Genomic DNA, 14026 nt, shown 5'->3' on the forward strand with positions numbered 1-14026 from the left:
GTGGAGGGGGCTTTCCTCAAACGCTGCGCTATCGGAAGGCCCCCTCCGTCAGTCCTTCGGACTGCCACCTCCCCGTGCCGGGGAGGATCACTTTCGCCGCAACCGCACCAGCGCACCATCCAGCGCCGAAAGAAACGCCGAGCGATCCGTCTTCGTGAACGGAGGAGGACCGCCGATCTGCTCCCCACCCGCGCGCAAGTCCGCCATGATCGCCCGCGTCGCGATCTGCGCGCCGATCGAACTCGTGGTGAATGCGCGGCCGGTAGGCGCAAGGACGGTCGCGCCCGCCTTGAGGCAGCGATCGGCGAGCAGGATGTCGGCGGTGATGACTACGGCCTTCGCGTCCGCCGCTTCCGCGATCCAGTCGTCCGCGGCATCGAACGCATCGCTCACCACCACGCGGTCGATCAGCGGGTGATCCGGCACGCGCAGATGGCTGTTGCTGACGATGGTGACGGGCACCGCGAGCCGCCACGCCACGCGGTAGACCTCGTCCTTCACCGGGCAGGCATCGGCATCGACGAGGATGCGGACGACGGGCGGCGCGGCGCTCAACGCGGGCGCTGCGTCCTGTTGGGCGCGCGGCCGCCGGTCGCTCGCGGGCCGTTGCTGCGCGGGCTGTTGCTGCGCGCCGCACCCGATTGAGGACCACGCCGCGGCGCACCGCCCCCGTTGCCGCCGCCACCCGGCCGCCGCTCCAGCGTCGGGCGCGCGGGCGCTGCATTACGGGCCGGCGCGCCATCGACCGCCTCGATCGCGACGCCGCTTTCGTCCTCGCCGTCCGCGCTCGCGGTCTTGGCGACGGCGGCAGCGAAGCGCTGTGCGATCGCGCGCGGCACCTGAAACTGCGTCTCCATCGCGCCGATGCGGATCGCGCCGATCTCGGATTTCGTCACATGGCCGCGTCGGCAGAGCAGCGGCAGGATCCAGCGCGGGTCGGCATTCTGGCGCCGGCCGATGTTCATGCGGAACCACACCGTGTCGTCGAAGCCCGCGCGGTGCCCGCGCTGCTCCGGCGTCGCGGCGCCGCGGTCGATCAGCTCCTCGGGCGCGGGCATCGCGGCGCGGTGCGCGGCGACGAGCGCGGCGGCGATATCTTCGGGCGACTTCTGCGCCATCAGCTCGGCGGCGAGCGCGGCGTCGTCCTCGTCGATCTCGACCGGGGCGAGGAGCGCGGTCAACAGCCGCTCGCGATCCTGCTTGCGGATGTCCTCGGGCGTCGGCGCGTCGCCCCACGTCGCCGGAATCCGCGCCTGACGCAGCATCATGTCGACCCGCTTGCGCCGCGGATAGGGCACGATCAGAACCGCGGTGCCCTTTTTCCCCGCGCGGCCGGTGCGGCCCGAGCGGTGCTGCAGCGTCTCGGCATCGCGCGGCAGCTCGACATGGACGACGAGGCTCAGTGTCGGCAGGTCGATGCCGCGCGCCGCAACGTCGGTCGCGACGCAGACGCGGGCGCGGCGATCGCGCAACGCCTGCAACGCATGGTTACGTTCGGACTGGCTGTGCTCGCCCGACAGCGCCACGGCGGCAAACCCGCGCTCGACCAGGCTGGCGTGCAGATGCCGCACATTGTCGCGCGTCGCGCAGAACAGCATCGCCGTCTCCGCCTCGTAGAAGCGCAGCAGGTTGATGACCGCGTGCTCGATATCGGACGGCGCGACCGTGATCGCGCGGTATTCGATATCGCCGTGCCCGCGGTCCTCGCCCACCGTCGAGATGCGCAGCGCGTCGCGCTGATACGTCTTGGCGAGGTGGACGATCGGCTTGGGGATCGTCGCCGAAAACAGCAGCGTCCGCCGCTCCTTGGGGGACGCGTCGAGCAGCGTCTGCAGGTCGTCGCGAAAGCCCATGTCGAGCATCTCGTCCGCTTCGTCGAGGACGGCCGCGCGCAGGCCCGACAGGTCGAGCGCGCCCCGCTCGAGGTGATCGCGCAGCCGGCCGGGCGTGCCGACGACGACGTGGGTGCCGTGGCTCAGCGCGCGGCGCTCGCGGCTGGCATCCATCCCGCCGACACAGGTCGCGATGCGCAGGCCCGCGGCCTTGTACAGCCACGACAGCTCCTTCGCGACCTGCAGCGCAAGTTCGCGCGTCGGCGCGATGACGAGTGCGCGGGGCAGGCCGGCAGCGGGGGCGTGGCCCTCGTCGAGCAGCGTGTCCGCGATGGCGAGCCCGAAGGCGACGGTCTTGCCCGATCCGGTCTGGGCGGAGACGAGAAGATCGCGTCCCGCGGCATCGGGTTCGACCACGGCGGCCTGAACGGGGGTGAGGGCGGTATACCCGCGCGCGACGAGCGCGTCCGCGAGGACGGGGGGAAGGGTGCTGAAGGGCATGAGCCAATTCGAATGGGAGGATTAAACGCCGCTCATGCGCTTTTCAGCGCGAAAACGCAAATTCACGCGAGGCGCCGGCGGAGGCCGGTCGCGCAAAAAAAAAGGGGCGGCTCCGGGTGGAGCCGCCCCAAGGAACCGGTGGGGCCTCAGATATCGAGGGAGTTCGAGGCCCTTCGTCCGATCAGTATTTAAACGTCGCGCCCGCGCGGAACTGGCGCCCGATCAGGCCGGCATAGTGCCAGGTCGTCAGGAAGTTCGGCGCGCTGGCATAGGCCGCCGGCGCGATCGGCGCGCGGGCGTCGAACAGGTTCTTCACGTTGAAGAAGAAGGTGAAGTTGTCCGCCACGCGCGTCGTGAAGTTCAGGTCGGTCGTGATGAACGGGCGGACGTAGCAGAACGCGTCGCCGTTCGAACCGGCCGGCTTGTAGAGGTTCGCCGAGCAGTCCGTCGTGAACGGCGCAGACTGCTGGTCGGTCGAAACCTCCTTGATCCGGCCGACATAATAGGCGGTCAGGCTGAGCGAGTAGGGACCCGCATCCAGCGTGTTCTGCCAGTTGCCGCGCCAGTCCGGCGTGCCGTTGCCCGACGACAGGTCGTACGGCCCAAGCGTCCCCGCATAACGCTGAACACCTGCGGTGGTGTGCAGATCATATTTGAAGATGTGGGTCGCCTCGACACGGCTGGTGAAAGTCACGTCGTTGCCGAGCGGGATCGTCGCCGTCGCCGCCAGATCGATGCCAGAGGTGATTGCATAGTTGGCGTTCACATACGGCACGTCGATGATGAGCACACGCGGCAGCGCGTTCGAATAGCGCGGATCGGGATCCGGCGCATCGACCGTGTTGACGGCATAGCCCGGGCCGACGGCCGCGACCGCCGCCTGCGCCGCAGCGAGGTTCGCCGCGCCGTAATAGGCACTGACAGCCTTGCCGATGTCAGGGCCGGCAACGATCAGGTCCGACTTCTTCACGTTGTAATAGTCGGCGGTCAGGCTCAGCCACTTGACCGGCTGGAAGATCGCGCCGGCGGTGAAGCTGCGCGAGGTTTCCGGCTTCAGGTCCGGGTTGCCACGAACGCCGCGACCCAGCGAGTAAGCGAGGTTGTACGGGTTTCCGCCATTGGTGCAGCCGGTGCCGCTGACGGCGCCGCCGTGCGCGATCTGGAAGTTGCACGGCGGGGTCGTGGTGACGAAGCCGGCATATTGGCTGCGCGGGCCCGATTCCGCGAAGGTCGGGGCGCGGAAGCCCTGCGAGTAGGTGCCGCGCAGCGCGAACTCGCGGAAGGGCGTGAACTTCACGCCGACCTTGGGCGAGAAGTGGCTGAACCCTTCCGAATAGTGATCGTACCGGCCCGACACGTTGACGTCGAGCTGGGTGACGATCGGCGCGTCGAGCTCGAAATACGCCGCCGACACGGTGTGCTGGCCGAACGCCGAGGCGGTCGTCAGGCCATAGGTGTCGAGCGCCGCGTTCTGGTTGTTGTTCTCCAGCTTCTCGCGGCGAACCTGGCCGCCGACCGCGACCTGCAGCGGGCCGCCCGGCAGCGTGCCGAGCACCTTCGTCACCGACGCGTCGATGCCGTACATTTCCGAATAGGACGGCGTCGTCTTGTCGGGCGCGAGTGCCTGGCGGACAGCCGTGCTGTTCGTCTGCGGATTGACGAAATTGTACGAGCCCGTGTTGATCGCGCTGCGCAGCGCCGCGATGTTGATCAGGCCGTGCTGGGTGATGCTCAGATTGTCGCGGGCATACACGCCCTCGACCCGCCAGTTCCAGTCACCGTCGAAGCTGCCGTTGAGACCGCCGGTGAAGCGGTAGACCTCGTTGGTGCGATCGCTGCCCGCCGGGATGTCGCCGAACAGATAATAGATACGCGCCGCACCCTGGTTCGGCGTCAGTGCGTTCGCTGCCGCGAAGGGATTGTTCGGGTTGAGGCGGCGGTTGGCGAGGTCGGTCGCGCAGTTGTTGCCGCTTGCGCAGATATACACGGGCAGGACGATGCCGGGGTTCGACGACGCCGTCGAAGGCGCCGCACCGAATGGCTGGGTCGCGCGGATCGCCGACGGGATGCCCTGAATGCTGACATAGCTGCGGCTGTAGCTGCCGGTCAGATACCCCTCGATATTGTCCGACAGACGCAGGCTTGCGCGGCCGTTGACCGAATAGCGCTCCTGCAGCGGCTGAAGCTGGCGATACAGGTCGGTCAGGTCGTATTTGCAGCCCGTTCCCTGCGCGGTACCGGTCGCGACGGTGTAGGTTCCGCGGGCGCAGTTTCCGAGGCCAAGCGCCTGATACTGGTTGGTCAGCGGCGCACCGGCCTGCCCGCTGAGCGGGTTGTTCAGGTCGGTCTGGTTGACGCGCGTGACATAGGCGGTCGGGGTGTTGATCGTCAGCGACTGGTCGGCCGAATTGTTGTCGATGCCGCCGATCCGCGTCAGGTCCTGCGTGTTGTAGGGGAAGCCGCGGCTGTGGCTCGTGACGCGGCCGTCGCGCTGATATTCGCCGTTGATGTAGACGTTGAAGCCGCTCGCTTCATAATCGCCGTAGCCGAGCGTCAGGTTCGCGCGCTGGTGGCTCGCATCGCCCTTTTCGGCGACGCCGCCTTCGACCAGGCCGTCAATGCCGACGAACTGCTTCTTCAGCTTGATGTTGACCACGCCGCCGATCGCGTCGGCGCCGTAGGTCGAGGATGCGCCGTCCTTCAGGACTTCGATCCTGTCGACCAGGCTGAAGGGGATCGAGTTCAGGTCGACATAGGCGTTGTGCCCGTCGTCGTTGATCGGGAAGTTGGTCGAGCGCAGGCCGTCCACAAGGACGAGCGTGGACGACACGCCGAGGCCGCGCAGCGACACGGCCGAGCCGCCGGCCGAGAAGCCGGTCTGGAAGCCGGTGCCGATCGAACCGGCGCTGTCGGCGGAGATCGAGCGGATCGCGTCCGACGCGGTCGTGATGCCGGCCTTCGACAGCGTGTCCGACGTCAGCACGGTGACGGGCGAGGGGGTTTCGGTATCGGTGCGACGGAACAGCGATCCGGTGACGACGATGTCCTTGTCCGCGCCGGTATCAGCCTGCGCGTCGGCCGTGGTCGCAGCAGTCGTGCTCGGCACCGTCTGATCCGCCACCTGCGCGTGCGCGGGGCTGGTCGACATGGCGATGGCGAACGCAAGCGGCGCGACACCGTCGCGCAGACGCAGCGCATGGCTGCGGCAAGAAAACTTCATGTATGAAAACTCCCCATACGCATCCAGCCGGCGAACGCCGGCTGGAAGGAGGCTTTATGTCCCCCCGGACACCTCCATCGCGCAACGCTGCATCGCCACGAAAACTTTGTAAATGGCCGATGCGGATATTTCTGAATTGTGTCACGCCTGCATCAATCAGGTCGTATTGCTGACGTTATTGTTGAGAACTTACTGCTACGACCCCCGGCAAAGACTTGGTTCGATCAGGATTCCGGTTGGAAGCAGTCCGCCGCCACGATCCGTTAACCACCTTCGGTCCATGAAGCGCATCGAACGGGGTGGGCATGGTTACGGCAACGCGTGGGCATCTGTGGGGTCTGGTGATCGGCGGATCGCTTCTGGTCGCGATCGGTTTTCGCATGACCGGCCTGTCGGTCGCCCGGTCTACCGGCGCGCCCTATCTCGCGATGATCGGACTGATCGCTGGTGTCGCCGCGTTGCGGGGCCGGCTGACCGACGCGCGCCAGTTGCGGCTGGCGGACCTCATCGAACTGCTCGGCCTGTTCTGCTGGGTGAGCGCGCTTGGCGGGCTTGGCAGCTACGCCGTCGCCGCGGCGAGCCACGGCTTTCACGACGCGGCACTGGCAAACATCGATAGCGCGATGGGTTTCGACTGGCTGGCCACGTACCGCTTCTTCGCGGGCCATTCCTGGCTGACCGCCGTCACCGCTCCGGCATATCGGACAATTTTCGCGACTCCGCTTGTTGTCATCGCCGCCCTGACGATGACCGGAAGGGCGGAGCGCGCTCGCACGTTCGTTGCCGTCTTTGGCGTCGCACTTTGCGTGTGCCTGTTCTCGTTCTATTTTCTTCCTGCGCGCTCGGCGCTCGCCTATCACGTCGGTATGGCGCCGGGTTACATGCCCGCTACTGGGCTTGACCATGTGGCGATCATCGAAGCGTTGCGTGGCGGCGCGGTTCATGTCGTCGATCCGGCACGGATCGTGGGCCTGATTACGTTTCCCAGCTTCCACGCGGTGTGCGCGGTTTTGTTCACATGGTCAGGTTGGCCCGTCGCGCGCCTGCGCATGCCCCTGCTGCTGGTGAACGGTATGATGTTGGCGGCGACACCAGTCGAGGGCACGCATTACCTGATCGATGTCATCGCCGGCCTCGCCCTTGCAGCAGCTCTGATCGGGGTGGCGCACAGGCGAAATCTGCCAGCGTCGGCAGCTGCCCGTCACCGTGACCGGACGCTTTCGCCTGCGTGATCGAAACGCCTCTGGCTGGTGGTCCGACAAGCGTTTCCTCTTTGCGCTGGTCCTGCTCTGCGCGGTGCCGCTTGCCTGGCCGTCGCTGCCGCCGCTCACCGACGCGCTCGGTCATCTGGCGCGTTATCATATCGAGACCACGATCGATCGGTCGCCCGCGCTTCAGCGTTATTATGCGTTCCATTGGACGCTGATCGGCAATCTCGGGGTCGATGTCCTCATCATCCCGCTTGCCAAGCTGCTGGGCGTGGAAGCGGCGACGAAGCTGGTCGCGCTGGCGATCCCGCCACTGACCGCCGCCGGCCTTATCCTGATCGCGGTCGAGGTGCATGGCCGCGCACCCCCGACGCTCGCCTTTGCGCTGCCGCTTGCCTATGGCTATCCCTTCCAGTTCGGGTTCCTCAATTTCTCGCTCGCGATGGCGCTGGCGCTGTTGGCCTTTGCGCTGTGGTTGCGGCTGGGCAGGACCGGGCGGCCCGCGCTGCGCGCGACGATCTTCGTTCCCCTCGGCGTCCTGCTATGGACCTGTCACGTCTTCGGCTGGGCGCTGCTCGCGACGATGGCGGCGGCGGCGGAGGCGGTCGTGCTGGTCCGGGGCAGGGCGGACGGCTGGCGGGCCGCGCGGCGCTTCGTGCTGGCGCTGCTGCCGCTTGCGCCGCCGCTGTTGCTGATGGCGCTGTGGCGCTCGGGCGAGGTGGCGGGCGAAACCGGCGACTGGTTCAACCTCCCGGTCAAGCTCACCTGGCTCATCGCTGTGCTGCGCGACCGGTGGGAGGTTCTCGATCGCGTATCGGCGGCGATCCTGCTGTTCCTCGCGGTGGCCGGCGCGGTCGAGCGCAAGCTCGGCTATGCGACGGTGCTGGCGGCGGCCAGCGCGGCGCTGGCGCTGGTCTTCATCGCATTGCCAAGAATCCTGCTGGGGTCCGCCTATGCCGACATGCGGCTGGCGCCGTATCTGCTGGCGATCGCGATCGTCGCGATCCGCACCCCGTCGAGTCCCCGGCTACAACGGGCTCTGGCGCTTGGCGCGCTCGCGTTCTTCTTCGTCCGGATCGGCGCATCGACGGCGAGCTACGCGATGTTCGACCAGGGATATCGCCGCCAGCTCGCCGCGATCGATCACATCCCCTACGGCGCGCGCGTGATCGCGTTCGTCGGCACCGCCTGCCAGCGCGACTGGTCGGGCGCGCGGATGGAGCATCTCGGCGGCCTCGCTACCGTGCGCCGCGATGCCTTCGTCAACGACTCCTGGGCCTTGTCCGGCGCGCAGCTCTTGAAGGTGCGCTACCCCGCGGCGGGCGCCTTCGCGACCGATCCCAGCCAGATCGTGCGCCCTGCCGGCTGCCGTCAGCCCGGTGAGCCGGCGCGGGCCGGGTTGCTGAAGCGCCTCCCGCACACGGCATTCGATTATCTGTGGATCATCAACATGCCGGGCGCGGGCGACTTGCGCGACGATCGCTTCGCGCGCGTCTGGTCCATAACTGACGGCGCGCTCTACCGGATCAGGCGCGACTAGCGACAAAAAAAGGGCCGGGAGATCGCTCTACCGGCCCTTTCTCATTGGTCTGCAACGGACAGAGGTCGGTGCCTCAGGCTCCGGCGACTTCCGTCGTGTCCACCTTGATGCCCGCGCCCATGGTCGACGATATCGCGACCTTGCGGACATACTTGCCCTTGGCGCCCGACGGCTTTGCCTTCACGATCGCGTCGAGCAGCGCGTCGAAGTTCGCGCGCAGGTCTTCCGCCGGGAAGCTGGCCTTGCCGATCCCCGAATGGATGATCCCCGCCTTCTCGACGCGGTATTCGATCTGGCCGCCCTTGGCGTCCTTGACCGCCTGCGCGACGTTCATCGTGACCGTGCCCAGCTTCGGGTTCGGCATCAGGCCCTTGGGGCCGAGCACCTTGCCGAGGCGACCGACGACGCCCATCATGTCCGGGGTCGCGATGCAGCGATCGAAATCGATCGTGCCGCCCTGGACGATCTCCATGAGATCTTCCGCACCGACCACGTCGGCGCCCGCTTCACGCGCCTCGTCCGCCTTCGCGCCCTTGGCGAACACGCCGACGCGCACCGTCTTGCCGGTGCCCTTGGGCAGCGTGACGACGCCACGGACCATCTGGTCGGCGTGCCGCGGATCGACGCCCAGGTTCAGCGCGACTTCGATCGTCTCGTCGAACTTGCTCGTCGCGCCGGTCTTGGCGAGGCCGATCGCCTCGTCAACGCCGTGCAGCTTCTCGCGGTCGATGGTGATGGCCTTTGCCTTCTTGCTCACGAATGCCATGATCTCAGCCCTCCACCACTTCGAGGCCCATCGCGCGGGCGGAGCCTTCGATGATGCGGGTTGCCGCTTCGATATCGTTGGCGTTCAGGTCCTTCATCTTCGCTTCGGCGACGGCGGTCAGCGCCGAGCGCTTGATCTTGCCCGCAGACACCTTGCCCGGCTCCTTCGAGCCCGACTTCAGGTTCGCCGCCTTCTTGATGAGGTAGGTCGCAGGCGCGGTCTTCGTCTCGAACGAGAACGAACGGTCGGCATAGACGGTGATGACGGTGGGAAGGGGGGTGCCCTTTTCCTGGTCGCCGGTCTGCGCGTTGAACGCCTTGCAGAATTCCATGATGTTCACGCCGCGCTGGCCCAGCGCCGGGCCGATCGGCGGCGACGGGTTCGCAGCGCCCGCGGGCACCTGCAGCTTGATATAGCCGGTAATCTTCTTTGCCATGTCTCACTCTCTAGTGGGCGAAAGGCCCGTTCAAGTTTAGCGGTCCAGACGGGCGCTCGAAGCACCCTCCCGCAACGTTTTCCCTCGCTGTCACGCTGGAAGCCGTGGCCCCTAGCGGAAGGTGTCCGCGTTTGCAATGTGCATGGTATATCCCGAAAGCCGTATCCGGGCGCCAGCGGGAGAAAGAGAGGTTCGCGCGGAGAACGCGGAGTTACGTCCACGAGATGGCGGAGTCGATTTTCCCTTCCTGCTCGGAAAAGGAGGAAAGACGGTCCACCCGATCGCTGTCCCTCCGCGATCTCCGCGCCTCCGCGTGAACCCTTTATTCTACTTCACGCGCCGATACCGATGCGCCAGGAAATCGAACACCGGCAGCGCGTCGGTGCGCTCGTAGTCGAACCACGCCGCATTCTCCCAGTCGGATCCGTTGCCCCACCGCGTGCCGCATTTGGTGGAGACCCAGTTCGGCTCCCAGTAGACGACGCCGATCCCGCCCGCGTCGATCACATCCTGGGTGATCGCGACCATGAAGTCGCGCTGGCCCCTGGGGCTTGCGGGAAACCCCGGGACGAGCGCGTCGGCGCCGAGCAGGTTGGTCGCGCTGTCCTTGCCGGCCAGCGTGAAGGGATAGCCCGTCTCCACCACGATCACGTCGGCGCCGAACCTTGCCTTCGCCGCCGCGACGGTCGTCTTCAGCTGGTCCGGCGTGAATTTCGACCATTTGCGATAATAGCTGATGCCGATGACGTCGTAGTCGGCGACTCCCGCCGCCTTCGCCGCATCGAACCACGGCAGGACGTTCTCGGGCTGCGCGATGTGGAGCATGACGCGCGGATTGATCGATGCCGTCCGCCCGACCGCGCGCACCGCAGCGATCCCGGCGTTGAACAGCGTCGCATTGCGCGTCCAGTCGATCGCCACCCCCTTCCTGCCGCCGAGCAACTCCTGATTCGTCTCGTTGCCCACCTGCACCATCTCCGGCATCGCGCCGTCGCGGTTGAGGCGGGTGAGGATGTCGACGGTATAGTCGTGCAGCGCCTTCGCCTGCGCTTCGGTGCCGAGCTTCTCCCAGGCCTTGGGCGTCAGTTGCTTGTCGCCGTCCGCCCAGTCGTCCGAATAATGGAAGTCGAGCAGCACCTGCATCCCCGCGGCCTTGGCGCGGCGGATCGTCTTCAGCACATCGGCATAGTTGCTGTATCTGGTCCACGTCGCATCGTTCCACAGCCGGACGCGGACGAGGTTGCCGCCCTTGCGCGCGAGCAGCCGGAACGGGTCGACCCTCTTCCCACGGTCGCGGTAGATCGCCCCGCAATCCTCCATCTCGTTGACGTAGGACAGGTCGCCGCCAAGGTAGAGCCCGCCTTTGGGCGGCGCCGGCAGGGCGCGCGGCTTTGAGGATTGTCCGATCGCCGGACCTGTCAGCGCGGCCGCGAGCGCCAGCATCAGGAAGACATGTCGCATCGCCTAGCTCCCGGGTCGCGCAGTATGGAAGCCACGCGCCCATGAAGCGCTACGCATTTATCTTATAATTGCCAAGTCCGATCAGATCGCCCCGGAAAACGTGTCGCACTGCGCCGGGTCGCCGCTGTCCAGCCCGCGCTTCAGCCAAGCCATGCGCTGCGCCGAGGTGCCGTGGGTGAAGCTGTCGGGCATCACCCGGCCTTGCGATTCCTTCTGGAGCGTGTCGTCGCCGATCGCCTGCGCGGCGGTCATCCCCTCCTGGATGTCGCCCGGTTCCAGCCGGTCCCTGTTCTGCGCGGCCCAGACGCCGGCATAGCAATCGGCCTGCAGCTCGAGCCGGACGGAGATGGCGTTTCCCTCGGCCTCGCTCGCCCGCGCCTGCGCACGCTGGACCTGATCGGAGGTGCCGAGCAGGTTCTGGATGTGATGGCCGAATTCGTGCGCGATCACGTAATCCTGCGCGAAATCGCCCTTCGCGCCGAAGCGGTTGGCGAGTTCGTTGAAGAAGCTCGTGTCGAGGTAGATTCCCTGGTCGGTCGGGCAGTAGAACGGCCCCATCGCCGACTGCGCCGCGCCGCAGCCCGACCGGCCGTTCCCGCTGTAGAATTGCAGCGACGGCTGCCGGAATTGCTGGCCGGATTTGGCGAAGATCGCCTCCCAGGTCTTGTCGGCCGAGGAATAGGCGTTGCAGGCCGCACGACTTTCCGCGTCGACCGTGCACGCTTTCGTCGCCTCGGTCGTGCCGGCGGGGGCGGAGCGTGTGGTCGGCGCAGAGCTGCCGCCGCCGCCCATGCCGATCATGCTGCCGAGATTGCCGAGCCCGCCGAACACCGCGAGCAGGATCAGCGCAACGACGATGCCGCCGCAGCCGAAGCGGCTGCCGATCAGCGGCAGCAGGCCGAGCAGCATCCCGCCGCCGCCGCCGCCGCCGAAACCGCCGCCTTGCCCGCGCTGGTCGCCGACATTGATGTTGGGATCGAAATCGTCGAGCCGCATTACGGATGCCCCTCTTTGCTACGCGCAGCAGAATGCGCCGGATGCCCCGCCGGTTGCAATGCCCGCGCTTGAAGATGCGCGTCGAGGCGCGCATGAGGCGCGCCGATGGCCGATATCGAACCGCAACCCGCCCGGACGTCGATGGGCCGGCGCAGCGCCCGCGCGATGCCGCTGCCGGAACAGGTCGCGCTGGTGCTGCAGGGCGGCGGCGCGCTCGGCAGCTATCAGGCGGGGGTCTTCGAGGCGCTGTCGGAGGCAGCGGTGCCGATCGACTGGGTGGCGGGCATCTCGATCGGCGCGATCAACGCCGCGCTGATCGCCGGCAACCCGCCCGAACGCCGCGTGGCGGCGCTGCGCACCTTCTGGGACACGGTGACGAGCGCGCTCCCCAGCTTCCCGCTCTACCCCGACGATCACCTGCGTGAGGCGGTGCATGAATGGTCCGCGGGCTTCGTCGCGATGGCGGGCGTGCCGGGCTTCTTCGGCCCGCGTTTCGTGCCGCCGGTGCTCGCGACGCCGGGGTCGTGCGGCGCGCTCAGCTTCTACGATCCCGCGCCGCTTGCGAAGACCCTCGACGACCTCATCGACTGGGACCTCGTCAATGACGGCCCGGTGCGCCTGTCGGTCGGCGCGGTGGATATCGAAAGCGGCAATTTCCGCTATTTCGACAGCACGACCGAGCGCCTCGATGCGCGCCACGTCATGGCATCGGGCGCGTTGCCGCCGGGGCTGCCCCCGGTCGAGATCGACGGCAGATATTGGTGGGACGGCGGTCTCGTCTCGAACACCCCGCTCCAGCATGTGCTCGATCACCAGACCGACAGCCTGCTCGTGTTCCAGGTCGATCTGTTTTCGGCCGCCGCGGATCGCCCGCGCACGATCATGGACGTGATGGCGCGCGAAAAGGAAATCCGCTTCTCCAGCCGCACCCGGCAGGTCACCGACGAGCTCATCCGCCTGCGCAAGGAGCGCGAGCTGATCCGCAAGGTCCTTGCCAAGCTGCCGGCCGACCTGCGCGCCGATGGCGATGTCGCGGCGCTGACGGCGCTGGCGAAGGAGCAGCCGGTCAGCCTTGTCCATCTCATCTACCGCGCCAATGCCTGGGAGGGCGGGAGCCGCGACTTCGAGTTTTCGGCGCGCACCATGGCCGAGCATTGGGCGGCGGGGCAGGCGGCGGTCGATGCGACGATGGCGAATGCCGAAATCCTCGCCGAAAACGTGCTCACCGGGCGCACCGCCGCCTTCGACCTCAACCCCCGCTAGATCATCAGGAGACACCATGTTCCTCAAGGGCAAGACCGCGATCGTCACCGGCTCCACCTCAGGCATCGGGCTTGCCTATGCCAGGGCGTTCGCGGCCGAAGGCGCGGCGGTCGTCATCAACGGCTTCGGTGACGCAGCCGCGATCGAGACGGAGCGCGCTGGGCTCGCCGAAACGAGCGGTGCCGTAGCGCTCTACGACGCGGCAGACATGACGAAGCCGGGTCAGATCGCGGCGATGGTGGCGCGCGCGGCGAAGGAGACCGGCTCGGTCGATATCGTCGTCAACAATGCCGGCATCCAGCACGTGTCGCCGATCACCGAGTTTCCCGACGACAAGTGGGACGCGATCATCGCGATCAACCTGACATCGGCGTTCCACATGATGAAGGCCGCGATCCCGCACATGAAGGCGAGGAAATGGGGCCGCGTCATTTCCACCGCGTCGGCGCACAGCCTCGTCGCGAGCCCCAACAAGTCGGCCTATGTCGCCGCCAAGCACGGCCTTGCCGGGCTGACCAAGACCGCGGCGCTGGAAGTCGCGACCGACGGCATCACCGTCAACTGCATCTCGCCGGGCTATGTCTGGACGCCGCTGGTCGAGAACCAGATCCCCGATACGATGAAGGCGCGCGGGCTGACGCGCGAGCAGGTGATGAACGACGTGCTGCTGTCCGCCCAGCCGACGAAGCAGTTCGTGACGCCGGAGCAGGTCGCCGCCTTCGCGCTGTTCCTGTGCCGCGATGAAGCGGCGTCGATCACCGGCGCCAATCTTTCGATGGACGGCGGCTGGACCGCGGCGTGAT

General features: G+C 67.1%; 11 protein-coding genes. 4 read left to right on the plus strand and 7 right to left on the minus strand.

The window, feature by feature from the left end; all coding sequences use genetic code 11:
• Positions 1-87 precede the first annotated feature (87 nt).
• The 3 genes from BOS5A_RS14725 to BOS5A_RS14735 all read right to left on the minus strand — a co-directional run bounded on the left by BOS5A_RS14725 (position 88) and on the right by BOS5A_RS14735 (position 5553).
• Entirely contained in the window at positions 88-555 is a 468-nt protein-coding gene (locus tag BOS5A_RS14725) for a YaiI/YqxD family protein (RefSeq protein WP_151955656.1), read from the minus strand.
• Positions 552-2333: a DEAD/DEAH box helicase gene (locus tag BOS5A_RS14730; protein WP_151955657.1), complete on the minus strand. Its 1782-nt coding sequence runs from the start codon at positions 2331-2333 to the stop codon at positions 552-554. The genes BOS5A_RS14725 and BOS5A_RS14730 overlap by 4 nt, the downstream gene beginning before the upstream one ends.
• Before the next feature lie 181 nt (positions 2334-2514).
• Entirely contained in the window at positions 2515-5553 is a 3039-nt protein-coding gene (locus BOS5A_RS14735; RefSeq protein WP_151955658.1) for a TonB-dependent receptor plug domain-containing protein, read from the minus strand.
• A 305-nt stretch (positions 5554-5858) separates the two neighbouring features.
• On the opposite strand from BOS5A_RS14735, the gene BOS5A_RS14740 reads away from it, so the two are divergent.
• Both BOS5A_RS14740 and BOS5A_RS14745 read left to right on the plus strand, forming a co-directional pair.
• Positions 5859-6785, plus strand: coding sequence for a phosphatase PAP2 family protein (locus BOS5A_RS14740; protein WP_151955659.1), 927 nt, complete (start codon positions 5859-5861; stop codon positions 6783-6785).
• Positions 6760-8301: a hypothetical protein gene (locus BOS5A_RS14745; RefSeq protein ID WP_199857387.1), complete on the plus strand. Its 1542-nt coding sequence runs from the start codon at positions 6760-6762 to the stop codon at positions 8299-8301. The genes BOS5A_RS14740 and BOS5A_RS14745 overlap by 26 nt, the downstream gene beginning before the upstream one ends.
• Before the next feature lie 73 nt (positions 8302-8374).
• Here the strand turns inward: BOS5A_RS14745 and rplA are convergent, their stop codons facing one another.
• From rplA to ypfJ, 4 genes are all read right to left on the minus strand, one after another.
• Entirely contained in the window at positions 8375-9067 is a 693-nt protein-coding gene (rplA, locus tag BOS5A_RS14750) for a 50S ribosomal protein L1 (RefSeq protein ID WP_151955660.1), read from the minus strand.
• Between the two features lie 4 nt (positions 9068-9071).
• A complete protein-coding gene (rplK, locus tag BOS5A_RS14755) occupies positions 9072-9503 on the minus strand; it encodes a 50S ribosomal protein L11 (protein WP_151955661.1) in 432 nt (143 codons plus the stop codon).
• 327 nt (positions 9504-9830) lie between these two features.
• A complete protein-coding gene (locus tag BOS5A_RS14760) occupies positions 9831-10964 on the minus strand; it encodes a glycoside hydrolase family 53 protein (RefSeq protein WP_234419351.1) in 1134 nt (377 codons plus the stop codon).
• Positions 10965-11045: 81 nt separating this feature from the next.
• Positions 11046-11960, minus strand: coding sequence for a KPN_02809 family neutral zinc metallopeptidase (gene ypfJ / locus BOS5A_RS14765; protein ID WP_151955662.1), 915 nt, complete (start codon positions 11958-11960; stop codon positions 11046-11048).
• A 105-nt stretch (positions 11961-12065) separates the two neighbouring features.
• Between ypfJ and BOS5A_RS14770 the strand changes: the two genes are divergently transcribed.
• Both BOS5A_RS14770 and BOS5A_RS14775 read left to right on the plus strand, forming a co-directional pair.
• Positions 12066-13223: a patatin-like phospholipase family protein gene (locus BOS5A_RS14770; protein WP_151955663.1), complete on the plus strand. Its 1158-nt coding sequence runs from the start codon at positions 12066-12068 to the stop codon at positions 13221-13223.
• Between the two features lie 16 nt (positions 13224-13239).
• Complete coding sequence (locus BOS5A_RS14775) at positions 13240-14025, plus strand: 3-hydroxybutyrate dehydrogenase (RefSeq protein ID WP_151955664.1); 786 nt, start codon at positions 13240-13242, stop codon at positions 14023-14025.
• The last annotated feature ends 1 nt before the right edge of the window (position 14026 follow it).

The sequence above is a fragment of the Sphingomonas sp. EC-HK361 genome (assembly GCF_902498785.1).
In the GTDB taxonomy this organism is placed as follows: Bacteria; Pseudomonadota; Alphaproteobacteria; order Sphingomonadales; family Sphingomonadaceae; genus Sphingomonas.

Excerpts from the sequence above, each read along its gene's own strand:
- BOS5A_RS14730 (WP_151955657.1), bottom strand. The coding sequence starts at position 2,333 with ATGCCCTTCAGCACCCTTCCCCCCGTCCTCGCGGACGCGCTCGTCGCG.
- BOS5A_RS14735 (WP_151955658.1), bottom strand. The coding sequence starts at position 5,553 with ATGAAGTTTTCTTGCCGCAGCCATGCGCTGCGTCTGCGCGACGGTGTC.
- BOS5A_RS14740 (WP_151955659.1), top strand. The coding sequence starts at position 5,859 with ATGGTTACGGCAACGCGTGGGCATCTGTGGGGTCTGGTGATCGGCGGA.
- rplA (WP_151955660.1), bottom strand. The coding sequence starts at position 9,067 with ATGGCATTCGTGAGCAAGAAGGCAAAGGCCATCACCATCGACCGCGAG.
- rplK (WP_151955661.1), bottom strand. The coding sequence starts at position 9,503 with ATGGCAAAGAAGATTACCGGCTATATCAAGCTGCAGGTGCCCGCGGGC.
- BOS5A_RS14760 (WP_234419351.1), bottom strand. The coding sequence starts at position 10,964 with ATGCGACATGTCTTCCTGATGCTGGCGCTCGCGGCCGCGCTGACAGGT.
- ypfJ (WP_151955662.1), bottom strand. The coding sequence starts at position 11,960 with ATGCGGCTCGACGATTTCGATCCCAACATCAATGTCGGCGACCAGCGC.
- BOS5A_RS14770 (WP_151955663.1), top strand. The coding sequence starts at position 12,066 with ATGGCCGATATCGAACCGCAACCCGCCCGGACGTCGATGGGCCGGCGC.
- BOS5A_RS14775 (WP_151955664.1), top strand. The coding sequence starts at position 13,240 with ATGTTCCTCAAGGGCAAGACCGCGATCGTCACCGGCTCCACCTCAGGC.